Source organism: Geodermatophilus sp. URMC 65 (genome assembly GCF_053502545.1).
In genome coordinates, this window is record NZ_CP199954.1 from 1,044,733 (window position 1) to 1,057,789 (window position 13,057).

The 13,057-nt window shown below is 74.6% G+C and carries 15 protein-coding genes; 6 read left to right on the top strand and 9 right to left on the bottom strand.

What is annotated here, in order from left to right:
- Nucleotide 1: 1 nt before the first annotated feature.
- The 7 genes from recO to ACWIX7_RS04875 form a co-directional block, all read right to left on the bottom strand.
- The gene (gene recO / locus ACWIX7_RS04845; RefSeq protein WP_448620432.1) at nucleotides 2–793 is read right to left on the bottom strand and encodes a DNA repair protein RecO; all 792 of its coding nucleotides are present in this window, start codon (nucleotides 791–793) and stop codon (nucleotides 2–4) included.
- Between the two features lies 1 nt (nucleotide 794).
- Nucleotides 795–1,712, bottom strand: a complete 918-nt coding sequence (gene era / locus ACWIX7_RS04850) for a GTPase Era (RefSeq protein ID WP_448620433.1) — start codon at nucleotides 1,710–1,712, stop codon at nucleotides 795–797.
- Between the two features lie 274 nt (nucleotides 1,713–1,986).
- Nucleotides 1,987–2,319 (bottom strand): cytidine deaminase, encoded by a 333-nt coding sequence (locus tag ACWIX7_RS04855; protein WP_448620434.1) that lies wholly within the window; start codon nucleotides 2,317–2,319, stop codon nucleotides 1,987–1,989.
- A 6-nt stretch (nucleotides 2,320–2,325) separates the two neighbouring features.
- Nucleotides 2,326–3,774 (bottom strand): hemolysin family protein, encoded by a 1,449-nt coding sequence (locus ACWIX7_RS04860; RefSeq protein ID WP_448620435.1) that lies wholly within the window; start codon nucleotides 3,772–3,774, stop codon nucleotides 2,326–2,328.
- Complete coding sequence (ybeY, locus tag ACWIX7_RS04865) at nucleotides 3,771–4,274, bottom strand: rRNA maturation RNase YbeY (protein ID WP_448620436.1); 504 nt, start codon at nucleotides 4,272–4,274, stop codon at nucleotides 3,771–3,773. Before ybeY ends, ACWIX7_RS04860 begins: the two co-directional genes overlap by 4 nt.
- A 5-nt stretch (nucleotides 4,275–4,279) precedes the next feature.
- Nucleotides 4,280–5,395 carry a PhoH family protein gene (locus ACWIX7_RS04870; protein WP_448620437.1) on the bottom strand — a complete coding sequence of 372 codons (1,116 nt, stop codon included), beginning with the start codon at nucleotides 5,393–5,395 and terminating at the stop codon, nucleotides 4,280–4,282.
- 185 nt (nucleotides 5,396–5,580) lie between these two features.
- The gene (locus ACWIX7_RS04875; RefSeq protein ID WP_448620438.1) at nucleotides 5,581–6,429 is read right to left on the bottom strand and encodes an enoyl-CoA hydratase/isomerase family protein; all 849 of its coding nucleotides are present in this window, start codon (nucleotides 6,427–6,429) and stop codon (nucleotides 5,581–5,583) included.
- 44 nt (nucleotides 6,430–6,473) lie between these two features.
- On the opposite strand from ACWIX7_RS04875, the gene ACWIX7_RS04880 reads away from it, so the two are divergent.
- The 3 genes from ACWIX7_RS04880 to ACWIX7_RS04890 are packed head-to-tail and all read left to right on the top strand — an operon-like array spanning nucleotide 6,474 to nucleotide 8,193.
- Nucleotides 6,474–6,944: a TspO/MBR family protein gene (locus ACWIX7_RS04880; RefSeq protein WP_448620439.1), complete on the top strand. Its 471-nt coding sequence runs from the start codon at nucleotides 6,474–6,476 to the stop codon at nucleotides 6,942–6,944.
- A 50-nt stretch (nucleotides 6,945–6,994) separates the two neighbouring features.
- Nucleotides 6,995–7,186, top strand: a complete 192-nt coding sequence (locus tag ACWIX7_RS04885; protein WP_448620440.1) for a hypothetical protein — start codon at nucleotides 6,995–6,997, stop codon at nucleotides 7,184–7,186.
- Nucleotides 7,186–8,193: a phosphotransferase enzyme family protein gene (locus tag ACWIX7_RS04890; protein ID WP_448620441.1), complete on the top strand. Its 1,008-nt coding sequence runs from the start codon at nucleotides 7,186–7,188 to the stop codon at nucleotides 8,191–8,193. The genes ACWIX7_RS04885 and ACWIX7_RS04890 overlap by 1 nt, the downstream gene beginning before the upstream one ends.
- A gap of 333 nt (nucleotides 8,194–8,526) precedes the next feature.
- On the opposite strand, the gene ACWIX7_RS04895 is transcribed toward ACWIX7_RS04890, so the two are convergent.
- A complete protein-coding gene (locus ACWIX7_RS04895; RefSeq protein ID WP_448620442.1) occupies nucleotides 8,527–8,886 on the bottom strand; it encodes a histidine triad nucleotide-binding protein in 360 nt (119 codons plus the stop codon).
- A gap of 267 nt (nucleotides 8,887–9,153) precedes the next feature.
- On the opposite strand from ACWIX7_RS04895, the gene ACWIX7_RS04900 reads away from it, so the two are divergent.
- The 3 genes from ACWIX7_RS04900 to ACWIX7_RS04910 are packed head-to-tail and all read left to right on the top strand — an operon-like array spanning nucleotide 9,154 to nucleotide 12,439.
- Nucleotides 9,154–10,089, top strand: a complete 936-nt coding sequence (locus ACWIX7_RS04900) for a putative selenate ABC transporter substrate-binding protein (protein WP_448620443.1) — start codon at nucleotides 9,154–9,156, stop codon at nucleotides 10,087–10,089.
- 53 nt (nucleotides 10,090–10,142) lie between these two features.
- Nucleotides 10,143–10,832 (top strand): phosphonate ABC transporter ATP-binding protein, encoded by a 690-nt coding sequence (locus tag ACWIX7_RS04905; protein ID WP_448622132.1) that lies wholly within the window; start codon nucleotides 10,143–10,145, stop codon nucleotides 10,830–10,832.
- Nucleotides 10,829–12,439: a PhnE/PtxC family ABC transporter permease gene (locus ACWIX7_RS04910; RefSeq protein WP_448620444.1), complete on the top strand. Its 1,611-nt coding sequence runs from the start codon at nucleotides 10,829–10,831 to the stop codon at nucleotides 12,437–12,439. The genes ACWIX7_RS04905 and ACWIX7_RS04910 overlap by 4 nt, the downstream gene beginning before the upstream one ends.
- On the opposite strand, the gene ACWIX7_RS04915 is transcribed toward ACWIX7_RS04910, so the two are convergent.
- Complete coding sequence (locus ACWIX7_RS04915; protein ID WP_448620445.1) at nucleotides 12,436–13,017, bottom strand: TetR/AcrR family transcriptional regulator; 582 nt, start codon at nucleotides 13,015–13,017, stop codon at nucleotides 12,436–12,438. The two genes, ACWIX7_RS04910 and ACWIX7_RS04915, sit on opposite strands and share 4 nt — an antisense overlap.
- Between the last annotated feature and the right edge of the window lie 40 nt (nucleotides 13,018–13,057).

The following is a 13,057-nucleotide window of genomic DNA, read 5'->3' on the forward strand; positions in this document are numbered from 1 at the left end:
CTCACGCCTCACTCAGCAGACCTGCTTCCCGGCGCGGCGCCGTCGGATCGGACCGGTCGACCAGCGGGAGCGAGCGCAGCCCGCGCTCCAGGTGCCACTGCAGCAGCGCGGCGACCAGCCCGCTGCCCTCACGGCGGTTGGCGTGCTGGCTGGCCTCGGCGGCGTCCCAGTCGCCGGTGAGCAGCGCGTCGAGCAGCTCGACGGTGGCCGGGTTGGGCATCGCCGAGCCGGTCGGGCGGCAGGGCGGGCACACCATGCCGCCGGCGGGCACCGAGAAGTGCCGGTGCGGACCCTCCTCGCCGCAGCGGGCGCAGCCGCCCAGCGCCGGCTCCCACCCGGCGACGGACATGGCGCGCAGCAGGAAGGCGTCGAGCACCAGCGGCGCCGGGTGGGTGCGCTCGGCCAGTGCCCGCAGTGCCCCGATGACGAGGAGGAACAGCCGCAGCGAGGGCTCCTTCTCCTCCGCGGTGAGCCGGTCGGCGGTCTCCAGCACCGCGGTGCCGGCGGTGTAGGCCGGGTAGTCGGCGACGATCGGCTGCCCGTAGGAGCGGATCGACTCGGCCTGGCTGACGATGTCGAGGGTGCGGCCGGTGTAGAGCTGCAGGTCGACGTGGCTGAACGGTTCCAGCCGGGCGCCGAACTTGCTCTTGGTGCGGCGCACGCCCTTGGCCACCGCGCGCACCTTGCCGTGCCGGCGGGTGAGCACCGTGACGATGCGGTCGGCCTCGCCCAGCTTCTGGGCGCGCAGGACGACGCCCTCGTCGCGGTACAGCGACTTCGGTGTGGTGGACACGTCAGTACCCCAGCCGGTTGAGCTTCTTGGGGTCGTCCTGCCACTCGCCGAGCACCGTCACGTGCAGGTCCAGGTGCACCCGGGTGCCGAGCAGCGTCTCCATGCCGTGCCGCGCCTCGGTGCCGATCTGCTTGATGATCGAGCCGCCCTTGCCCAGCAGCATGGGCTTCTGGCTGGGGCGCTCGACGTGGAGCAGCGCGTGGACCTCGACCAGCTCGCCGCCGTCCCGCTTGGGGTCGGGACGGCGGGTCATCTCCTCGACGGTGACCGCCAGCGAGTGCGGCACCTCCTGGAACACCTTCTCCAAAGCGGCCTCGCGGACCAGCTCGGCGATCTGCCGCTCGACGTCCTCGTCGGTGGTCTGCTCCTCCGGGTAGAGCGGCGGGCCCTCGGGCAGCAGGCCGACGAGCAGGTCCTCGAGCAGCTCGACCTGGTCGCCGCGCACGGCGCTCACCGGCACGACCTCGGCGGCCTCGACCAGCTGGCTGGCGGCCAGCAGCTGCTCGGCGACCTGCTCCCTCGACGCGGCGTCGGTCTTGGTCACCACGACCACGACCGGCGCCTCCGCCTCGCGCAGCTGCCGGGCGATGAACCGGTCGCCGGTGCCGACGGGCTGGTCGGCCGGTACGCAGAAGACGACGACGTCGACCTCGGAGAGGGTGTCGCGGACGACGTCGTTGAGCCGGCGGCCCAGCAGGCTCCTGGGCTTGTGCAGGCCGGGGGTGTCGACCAGCACCAGCTGCCCGCCCGGCCGGTGGACGACGCCGCGGATGGCGTGCCGGGTGGTCTGCGGGCGGTTGCTGACGATGCCGACCTTCTCGCCGACCAGGGCGTTGGTCAGCGTGGTCTTGCCCGCGTTGGGGCGGCCCACCAGACAGGCGAAGCCGCTCCGGTACGGCGGCTGGTCCGGCGGTGTCACGTCCTCCATCCTCCCACCCGGGGACGACACCTCCGCGCCGCCCGTGCCGTCCGGGAGGACCGGTGCACACCGGACGGCCACGCCCGTCTCCGCTCCGCTACGGGCAGTGCCGGCGCCCCTCGACGCGGTGCGCGGAATACCGCCGGCCGCCCAGGTCGTCCCGGCGACCTCTTCCCCTGCTTCCACCTGTGAGCAGGGGTGGAGGACAGCGGAGCACACCTGCCCAGCCCGGGGCCGCGCGGGTGGCGGTGAGCAGCCGGTCGCCGGCCGTGGGTCAGGCGGTGGTGCGCAGGGCGCCGTCCGGGCCGGCGAGGTGCACCGGGGCGGACGGGGTGAGGTCGTGGACGGCGGCCAGCCCGGCCTCCTCGACGCCGGCTGCGGCCGAGACGACCGCAGCCGCCTCCAGCCCCTCGACCCCGCTGGAGACGGCGGCGGCGACGGCGGCCTGCAGTGCGGACAGCTGCAGGGACGGCAGCGAGACCGTGGCGGCCAGGTAGGTGCGGCCGTCGGTGTCGCGGACCGCCGCGCCCTCGGGAGCGCCGGTACGGCCGCGTGCGGAGCGGGCCAGGGTGACGAGCTTGGCGTCCTCGGGGTCCAGGTCACTCACGACGAGTCACCCTTCCACGGCGCCGGCGGGCTCCTCGACGCGGGTGGCCCCGGACGCGGTGGCCTCGGACCCGGTGGCGCCGGACGCCGTGGCGGCGGAGGCGGTGGCCCCGGACGCGGTCGCGCCGGAGGCGGTGGCCCCGTCCGACTGCGGCTCCTGCGCCTCGGTGGTCTCGGCCTCCTCCTCGGGCACCCGGCAGACCAGGATGGTGTCGATCCGGTTGCGCCGCCCGCCGGTGCTCTCGGCGACCAGCCGCAGCCCGGCCACCTCGGCCTGCGAGCCCTCGATCGGCACCACGCCGAGCTCGCGGGCGAGCAGCCCACCGACGGTCTCGACGTCGTCGTCCTCGGGCAGCTCGACGTCGAAGAGGGCGGCGAGGTCCTCGACCGGCAGCCGGGCGGTGATCCGCACGGAGCCGTCGGGCAGCTCCTCGACCGGCGGGCGCTGGAAGCGGTCGTGCTCGTCGGCGATCTCGCCGACGATCTCCTCGAGGATGTCCTCGATCGTCACCAGGCCGGCGAAGCCGCCGTACTCGTCGACCACGATCGCGATGTGGATGCGCTGGGCCTGCATGTCCCGCAGCAGCTCGTCGACCGGCTTGGACTCCGGCACGAACGTCGGTGGACGCATGAGGTCCTCGACCTTGACGGTGTTCTTCGGGTCCTGCCCGCCCTGGGTCCGGCGGATGAGGTCCTTGAGGTAAATGACCCCGACGACGTCGTCGACGTTCTCGCCGATGACCGGGATGCGGCTGAACCCGCTGCGCATGGCCAGCGCGAGGGCCTGACGCAGGGTCTTGTTCCGCTCGATCCACACGACGTCGGTGCGCGGGACCATGACCTCGCGGGCGATGGTGTCGCCCAGCTCGAACACCGAGTGGATCATGTTGCGCTCGCCGGACTCGACGACGCCGCGCTCCTCGGCCATGTCGACCAGCTCGCGCAGCTCGACCTCGGAGGAGAACGGCCCGTCGCGGAAGCCACGCCCGGGCGTGATCATGTTGCCGACCAGGATGAGCAGCGTGGCGATCGGCCCGAGCACCCGGCCCAGCAGCCGGACGACGCCCGCGCCGGCCAGCGCGGTGCCGTAGGCGTGCTGACGGCCGAGCGTGCGCGGCCCGACCCCGACCAGCACGTAGCTGACGACGGTCATCACCCCGGCCGCGACCAGCACCGGCTGCCAGCCCCCGCCCCAGATCCGGTAGAGGACCACCGCGACCAGGGTGGCGGCCACCATCTCGCAGGCGATCCGCAGCAGGAGCAGCAGCGCCACGTGCCGGGCCCGCTCGGCGACGACGTCGGAGAGGACACCGGCCCGCTTGACGCCGTCGCGGCGCATCTCGTCGACGCGTGCCTTGGACACCCGCTGCAGCGCGGCGTCCATCGCGCCGAACAGGCCGGCGAGCGGGATCAGGCAGACGGCGATCACCAGCAGGGTGATCTCGCCGGAGGTCATCGGTTGACCGGCCCCCGGTCGACGACCTCACCGGTCATCGGGGCCCGCGGGGCGGCGCGCCAGCCGTCGAGCAGCTTCGTCTGCAGGCCGAACATCTCCTTCTCCTCGTCGGGCTCCATGTGGTCGTAGCCCAGGAGGTGCAGCACGCCGTGCGTGGCGAGCAGGACCAGCTCGTCGTCCATCGTGTGGCCGGCCGCGCGGGCCTGCTTGATGGCCACCGAGGGGCACAGGACCACGTCCCCGAGCAGCGCCGGGCCGGGGTCCGGCTCGTCGGGACGGCCGGTGTCCAGCTCGTCCATCGGGAAGGCGAGGACGTCGGTCGGCCCCTTCTCCCCCATCCAGCGCTCGTGCAGCGTGCTCATGTAGTCCGGGTCGACGCAGAGCACCGACAACTCGGCCATCGGGTTCACGCCCATCTCGCCCAGCACGTACGTGCAGATGGCGGCGAGGGAGGACTCGTCGACGGCGATCTCGGACTCGTTGGCGACCTCGACGGGCACGGCCCTCAGCTCCCTTGGCGGCGCGGCCGCGACGGGCGCACCGGCTGCTGTTGGCTGGGCGCCTGGCGCTGGTTGTTCGCGGCGTCCCAGCGCTCGTAGGCGTCGACGATGTCGCCGACCAGCCGGTGACGGACGACGTCGGAGCTGGTCAGGTTGGCGAAGTGCACGTCCTCGATGCCGTCGAGGATCTCGCGCACGATCCGCAGCCCGCTCTGCGCGCCGCCGGGCAGGTCGACCTGGGTGACGTCACCGGTGACCACGATCTTGGACCCGAAGCCGAGCCGGGTGAGGAACATCTTCATCTGCTCGGCGGTGGTGTTCTGCGCCTCGTCGAGGATGACGAACGCGTCGTTGAGCGTGCGTCCGCGCATGTAGGCCAGCGGGGCGACCTCGATCGTCCCCGACTGCATCAACCGCGGGATCGACTCCGGGTCGACCATGTCGTGCAGCGCGTCGTACAGCGGCCGCAGGTACGGGTCGATCTTCTCGCTGAGCGTGCCGGGCAGGTACCCGAGCCGCTCGCCGGCCTCCACGGCCGGGCGGGTGAGGATGATCCGGTTGACCTGCTTGGTCTGCAGCGCCTGCACGGCCTTGGCCATCGCCAGGTAGGTCTTGCCGGTACCGGCGGGGCCGATGCCGAAGACGACGGTGTGCGCGTCGATGGCGTCGACGTAGCGCTTCTGGTTCAGCGTCTTGGGTCGGATCGTGCGCCCGCGGCGGCTGATGATGTCGAGGCTGAGGACGTCGGCCGGCCGCTCGGAGCCGCCGGCGCGCAGCATCCCGATGACCCGGCGCACCGAGTCCGGGCGCAGCACCTGACCGGTGCCGAGCAGCGCGATCAGTTCGTCGAACACCGCGACGGCGAAGGCGTTGTCGGCCGGCTGGCCGGTCACGGCGATCTCGTTGCCGCGCACGTGGACGTCGGTGTCGACCTCGTTCTCGACCAGGCGCAGCAACTCGTCGCCGGAGCCGAGCAGCGAGACCATCGGGACGGAGTCGGGGACGGTGATGGTGGTCCGGACGGCGGCCGGGGCGGCGTCCCCCAGACCGGGCCGTCCGGGGTGGCCGTCGGCGGCTGCGGCTTGCGCCGAGGCCTCACGGGACGTGGGCGCTCCGGGCACGGGGACGTTCGGGTGCGAGTCGGGCAAGAACCCTCGACCCTGCCTTCCTGCGAGAGGAGGTGTGGACCCGTCGGAGTCTACCCGCGCGCGGAGTCCCGGAACCGCTGTCCGGACCGTCGCCCACCTGCCCAGGTACGTTGCCTCCCCCGGTCCGTCAGCAGGAGCCTCCGCACCACCGCGGGACGTCAGCGCCCCGCGTAGGTCGCCTTCCCCGGTCCGTCGGCGAGGAAGGAACTCACCGCGCCGCGGAGGTCGTCGGTGGCGAAGAGGGCACCGGAGACGTCGGGCACGAGGTCGTCCGCGGCCCGCGCGCCCTGCCGGACGGCGGTGGTGACCAGCTGCTTGGTGGCCGCGTGCGCCACGGTCGGGCCGGCTGCGACCTGGCGGGCGTAGGCGCGGGCGGCCTCGGCGAAGCCCTCGTCGGGCAGCACCCGGTTGACCACGTCCCACCGCTCGAGGACGGCGGCCGGGTAGCGCTCGCCGGTGAACACCAGCTCCTTGGCCCGCGCGGACCCGGCCCGCTCGGCCAGCCGCTGCGGCCCGCCCATCGACGGGGTCAGCCCGACGACGATCTCGACCAGCCCGAACGACGCCCGCTCCGCGGCCAGCAGCACGTCGCAGGCCAGCGCCAGCTCGAACGCGGCGGTGAGGGTCAGTCCGTGCGCGGCGAAGACGGTGGGCACCGGGAGGTCCTCGAACGTCTGCGTCACCCGCAGCAGCCGCCGCCACAGGTCGGCGCCGCCCCCGGCGGGCTCGGGGCCCTCGGCGATGTCGCGGAACACCGTGACGTCGACGCCGCCGGAGACCACCTTGCCGCGCGCCTCGACCAGCACCGCCCGGGCCCGTGCGGGGTCGGCCGGGTCGGTGAGCCGGACCAGCTCGTCGGCGACCGCCTCGATCGCGTCGAACACCGAGGCGTCGAAGAGGTTCAGCGGGGAGTTGTCCAGGACGACGACGGCGACGTCGCCGTCCCGTTCGATGCGCACGGGCATCGTGTCGCTGGTCCTCGTACCGCTGGTCGGGGTGTCGGTCATGCCCGGCAGCCTCGCAGACGCCGGAGCCGGGTACGCGGGGTCGCATGACCGACCGCTCCCCCTACGCCCTCACCTCGGCCGCCGTCACCGCCACCGCCGTCCTCGGCGGGATCGGCACGGCCACCGGCACCCACTGGTACCGCGGGCTGGACAAACCGCCGTGGCAGCCGCCGGCGTCCGCCTTCGGGCCGGTGTGGACGGCGCTGTACGTCCTGCTCGCCCTCGCCGGCGGCCGGTCCCTGGCCGGGTCCGGCGGGCGGGCACGGCGCACCTACCTGTGGGCCTATCTGGTCAACCTGGCGCTCAACACCGGCTGGACCTGGGTCTTCTTCCGCGCCCGGCGACCGGCAGCCGCCACCGCCGAGGCCGTGCTGCTGGCCGCGTCGACCGCCGACCTCGCCCGCCGGTCGTGGGCGGTCGACCGCCGGGCCGGCGCGGCGCTGGTGCCCTACGCGGCGTGGACGTCGTTCGCGGCGGTGCTGAGCGGGGCCATCGCCCGCCGCAACCCGCGCTGAGCGGGGTCGCTGCTCAACGCGGGTGAGCACCGGAGCCTCCGGTCGCCGAGATGACGCCGGCATTGGTCGCGGCGGTCGCGGCGAACGAGGCGGAGCGGACGGCACCCGGCACCACGCTGGTCGACGTGCAGATGATCGGCGGCAACGGTCGCATCTACACGAGCAGGAGTCGCAAGGACGTCGTGACGGTCCGCGACCGGATCACCAGCGTTCTGAAGTCGATCGAGGGGCGGGAGCACTGATGGCGGAGCAGGGGACGACGACCCGGGAGGGCGGGGACGACCGGGTGGCCGCCGTCGCGCTGACCAGGTACGGGCTGTCCGACCAGGCCGGCTGCCGGATGATCAACCTCTCCGAGAACGCGACCTACCTCGTCCACGACCCCGGCACCGGGCGCAGCGGCGTCCTGCGGGTCCACCGGGAGGACTACCACACGCGACCGGCGATCGAGTCCGAGCTGGACTGGGTCACCGCCCTCCGGGAGGAGGCCGGCGTCGCCACGCCGGTCGTGCTCCCCTCCCAGAACGGCGAGCGCGTCGTCACCGCCGAGGTCGACGGTGTGGCGCGCCACGCCGTGCTCTTCGAGGTCGCCCCCGGGATCGAGCGCGACGAGCTCAAGGTCCCGCTGGAGAGCTTCGAGACACTGGGCCGGATCACCGCTCGCATGCACCAGCACGCTCGGTCCTGGCAGCGTCCCGCCGGGTTCAGGAGGTTCTCCTGGGACTGGCCGTCCTCGCTCGGCGAGAACCCGCGCTGGGGCCGCTGGCAGGACGGGATCGGGGTGGGCGGCGAGGAGGAGCGCATCCTCGGCGCGGCCGGGGACCTGGTGCGGCAGCGACTGGAGGCCTACGGGCAGGAGCCGGATCGGTACGGGCTGGCGCACGCCGACCTGCGACTGGCCAACCTCCTCGCGCACGACGACCAGGTGACGGTCATCGACTTCGACGACTGCGGCTTCACCTGGTACCTGTACGACTTCGGCACGGCGGTCTCCTTCCTCGAGGACGACCCCCGTCTGCCGCAGTGGCAGGACGCCTGGCTGCGCGGCTACCGCGACATCGCACCGGTCACCACCGAGGACGAGGACATGCTCGCCACCTTCGTCATGCTCCGACGGCTGCTCCTGGTGGCGTGGATGGGTTCGCACTCCCACTCCCGCGAGTGCCAGGTCAAGGGCCCGGGCTACACGGCGGCGTCCTGCGAACTCGCCCGGCGCTACCTCGCTTCGGGTGGTCACTCGCTGCTCTAGACAGCGTGCTCTGAGAGAACGCAGTCGTCGTGTCCACACCAGTCTCGGGTTGGTCCGTCGTCGTGACGGGGGGAGGCAAGGGCATCGGCCGCGGCATCGGGTTCATCCGCTCTGCGGCCATGGAGCTGGCGGGACGGCGGATCACGATCGACGCGGTCCTGCCGGGAACTTCCGCACGGGGGGTCTGGACCACCTCGGCGAGGACTACCTGCAGCAGATGGCTGCGACGGTCCCCAGGGTCGCCTCGGCCATGCCTGCCAGGGGGCGGGCTCGCACGCCCCGGTCCCCGACCCACCCGTCGTGGGGCCCACGGCAACCCGCGCTGAGCGGGGCTCAGCCGGGCGGCCAGCGCAGGTCGCGACCGCCCAGCACGTGCAGGTGCACGTGGTGCACGGTCTGCCCGGCCGCGGGGCCAGTGTTGGTGACGACGCGGTAGCCGGGCTCGACGCCGTCCGCGGTGGCCAGGCCCTCTTGGAGGGCGACCGCCTCCGCCGCGCGGACGACCGCGCCCAGCAGGTCGGGATCGGTGTGCGCCAGCGCGGCCACCGTCGGGTGGTGCTCCTTGGGCACGACCAGCACGTGGGTCGGCGCCTGCGGGTTGATGTCCCGGAAGGCCAGCGTCCGGTCCGTCTCGTGCACGACGTCGGCCGGGATCTCGCCGGCGACCATGCGGCAGAACAGGCAGTCGGTCACGGGCCGACCCTAGGCGTGTGTGCCGGGCCCATGCCGGAGGGAGCGCCGGGCAGGTGGGTGCTCCGCAGGGCTGAGGGGTCGTCGGACACCGGGGTCGTGTCCGACGACCCCTGGAACGCCGCGAGCGCCGCCTGGGCGCCGCTACCGAGGCTGGAGGCCCGGCACACACGCCCTGTGGGCAGGTCGGCGCGGCGTCGGTCAGGATGGCGGGCACCCGTCCCCCTCCCGCCGGAGGTGTCCCGTGCCCGTCCCCCACCCGCGGACGTAGTGAGCACCCGCCGCGTCGCCCGGTCGGGTGGCCCCGATGCCCTGCTCCCCCCGCTTCCCCGCCGCAGCCTCCTGGCCGGCGCCGGCGTCGCCCTCGCCGCCGCAGTGGTCGGTTGCGGCCGCTCCGCCGCATCACCCCCGTCGGGCCCGCTGCACGTCGGCGCCATCCCCGACCAGGACCCCGAGGTCCTGCAGCGCCTGTACGGCACCGTCTCCGACGCGGTGTCCGCCGCGCTCGACCTCGAGGTCGAGTACACGCCGGTCACCGACTACGCCGCAGCCGTCTCCCTCTTCCGCACCGGCGACCTCGACCTGGTCTGGTTCGGCGGGCTCACCGGCGTCCAGGCCCGGCTGCAGACCCCCGGTACCGAGCCGATCGCCCAGCGCGACATCGACCAGGCCTTCACCTCGGTGTTCGTGGTCAACGCCGCCACCGGGCTCGCGCCGTCCGACGACCTGACCGCGCTGGCCCCGCTGCGCTTCACCTACGGCAGCGAGACCTCGACGTCGGGCCGGCTGATGCCCGCGTGGTTCCTCCGCGAGGCCGGCATCGACCCGCAGGGCTTCCCCGGCGGGCCCAGCTTCTCCGGCTCGCACGACGCGACGCTGGCGCTGGTCGCCTCCGGCAGCTACCAGGCCGGGGTGCTCAACTCCCAGGTCTGGCGCTCTCGCAGCGAGCAGGGTGCGGTCGACCCGGCGGTCGTGCGCTACGCCGAGAGCCCGCCGTACCCCGACTACCACTGGCTGCTCGGCCCGCAGGCCGCCGGGCGGACCGGTGTCCCCGACCTCGCCGACCGGCTGCGGGCCTTCTTCACCGGCCTGCCGCCCGACGACCCGGTGCTGGAGCTCTTCGGCGCGGGGGCCTTCGTGCCGGCGCGGGCGTCGGCCTACGACCGGATCGAGGAGATCGGCCGCGACCTGGGGCTGGTCAGCTGACCGCCGTCCTGCGGCTGGACGACGTCACGGTCCGGTACGGCGGGACGACGGCGCTGGCCGGGGTCGACCTCGAGGTCGGTCCCGGCGAGCGGGTCGCCCTCGTCGGCGCCTCCGGGGCCGGCAAGTCCACGCTGCTCGCGCTGGCCAACGGCTCGGTGCCCCCCACCGCCGGCGCCGTGCGGGTCCTCGGCGCCGACCCCGCCGCGCTGTCCGGGCGGCACCGGCGCCGGCTGTGGGCGCGGGTGGGGACGGTGCACCAGTCGCTGGAGCTGGTCGGGCAGCTGCGCGTGGTGCACAACGTCAACGCCGGCCGGCTGGCGGACTGGCCGGCGGCCCGGGCGGCCTGGTCGCTGGTGCGCCCGCAGGGCCTGCCCGAGGTGCTGGCCGCGCTGGACCGGGTGGGCCTGGCCGACCGCGCGTTCGAGCGCACCGAGCGGCTCTCCGGTGGCCAGCGGCAGCGGGTGGCCATCGCGCGCCTGCTGGTGCAGCGGCCGGACCTCGTGCTGGCCGACGAGCCGGCGTCCGCCCTGGACCCGGTGCTCGCCGACCGGGCGCTGACACTGCTCGGCGAGCTGGCACCGGCCCGTGGCGGCGCGCTGGTCGCAGCGCTGCACGACCCCGGGCTTGTGCGCCGGCACTGCGACCGTGTGGTCGGCCTGGCCGAGGGCCGGGTCGTGCTCGACCGGCCGGTCGCCGCGCTGTCGGACGCCGACCTCGCGGAGTTCTACGGGGTGGCCTCGTGACCGCGGTGCTCGAACGGCCCCTGTCGGCTCCCCCGCGGTTGCGGCGGGACCGGCACCGCTGGGCCTGGGGCCTGGGTGCCGCGTCGGTGCTGGTCTGGTCGCTGGCCGGCGCCGGGCTGTTCGGCGGTGACGTGCTCAACCCCGGCGGGACGGCGCAGTTCGGCCGGTTCGCCGCCGCGGCGCTGGACCCGGCGGTCGACGCGGCGTTCCTCGGCCTGCTCGCCCGGTCGGCGCTGGTCACCGTCGCCTACGCCGCGGCCGGCACCGCGCTGGCGCTGGTGCTCGGCGCCGTCGGGGGACCGCTGGTCTCGCGCACCACGTGGGGACGGCGCCGCGCCGGCTGGCTGGCCGCCCGCGGCGTGCTCGCCGTCCCGCGGGGTCTGCACGAGGCGGTGTGGGGCCTGCTGCTGGTCAACGTGCTCGGCCTGGACCCGTGGGTGGGCGTGCTGGCCATCGGGATCCCCCACGGCGCGGCAACCGCCAAGGTCTTCGCCGACCTGGCCGACGAGGCGCCACGCGCGGCGTACCGGGCGCTGCGAGCTGCGGGAGCCGGGCGGACGGCGGCCGCGCTCTACGGACTGCTGCCGCCGGCCGCGGGCGGGCTGCTCTCCTACGCCCTCTACCGGCTGGAGTGCGCCGTCCGCTCGGCCGTCGTCCTCGGGATGGTCGGCGCCGGCGGGCTGGGCTACCAGCTGGCGCTGTCGTTCGCGTCGCTGCGCTGGGACCAGGTGTGGAGCGCGGTCTACGCCCTGTCGCTGCTCTGCCTGGTCGCCGACGTCGCCGGGCGGGCGGTGCGCCGGCGACTGGCCGCGCCGCCGTCGTCCGCCCGCCGGGACCCGGTGCTCACCGCGGCGGTCGTCGGCACGCTCGTCCTGGTCGGGTGGTCGTTCTGGTACCTGGCGCTGTCGCCGGCGTCGCTGCTGTCGGGGCGCACGGTCACGCAGCTGCACCACGTGGTGGGCGCGGCCTGGCCTCCCGCGACCGACGGCGACCTGCTGCGCACCATCGGTGTGCTGGCGGTGGACACGGTGCAGATGTCGGTGGTCGCGATCGCGGTCGCGCTGCTGGGTGCGGTGCTGCTGGCCGGTCCGGCGGCGCGGCCGGCGGGGAGGTCGTCCCCCGGACGGCGGGTCGCGGGGGCGCTGGTGCGCGGCGGCCTGCTCCTGCTGCGCGCGGTGCCGCCGCCGGTGTGGGCGCTGGTGCTGCTCTTCGTGCTGCTGCCCGGGGTGCTGCCCGGCGCGCTGGCGCTGGGCGTCTACACGCTGGGGGTGCTGGGCCGGCTGGCGGCGGAGGCCACCGAGGAGCTCGACCCGCGGCCGCGGGCGGCGCTCACCGCGCTGGGCGGCCGGCCGGCCGGGGTGTGGCTGTACGGGGTGCTGCCGCGGGCGGCCGGGCCGGTGCTGGCCTACGCGCTGTACCGGTGGGAGGTGGCCATCCGCGACACCGTGCTGGTCGGGCTGCTCGGCGCCGGCGGCCTCGGTGCGCTGCTGGCCTCGGAGCTGGCGACCTTCGACTGGGCCGCGGCGACCACGGTGCTCGCCGCGGTCGTCGTCCTGACCTGGGCGGTCGACGTGGTCAGCGACCGCGCCCGCACCGCCCTGCGCTAGCCAGCGTCCACCAGGGCGTCCAGGTACCGGGCCAGCAGCGCCTCCGCCCGCTCCCCCGGCAGCCGGCCGGGCTCGACGGCGACCGCCCCGGCCAGCCCGTCGAGCAGGGCCAGCAGCAGGGTCGCCTCGTCCCGGGCGGCCTGATCGGTCAGGTCGGGACGGACGGCGGCGATCAGGCCCGCGAGCAGGTCCTCGACCTGCTGCCACCCCCGGCGGTGCACCTCGGCGGTCGGCTCGTGGACGGCAGCGCGGGCCATGCGCACGAGCCAGATGACGCTGGCCGGACGGCGCTCCTCCCCGGCGCTCAGGAGCTCGTCGGCGACCGCGCGCAGCACCTCGGCGGGCCCGGCTCCCGGCGCGAGGCGCCGTTCCAGCCGCTCCTCGAACTGCTGGGAGACCCGGTCCATCGCCGCGGCCAGCAACGCGTCCTTGGTCGGGAAGTGGTGCTGCACCGCCCCGATCGACACCCCGGCCGCCGTCGCGACCCGTCGGATGCTGATGCCCTCGTACCCGTCGGCGACCAGCAGGTCGAGCACGCAGTCGAGGAGGCGGTCGGAGGGCCCATCCACGTCCGGCATGCGTCCATCCTGGACGACCATACGATCGTATGGTTACGCT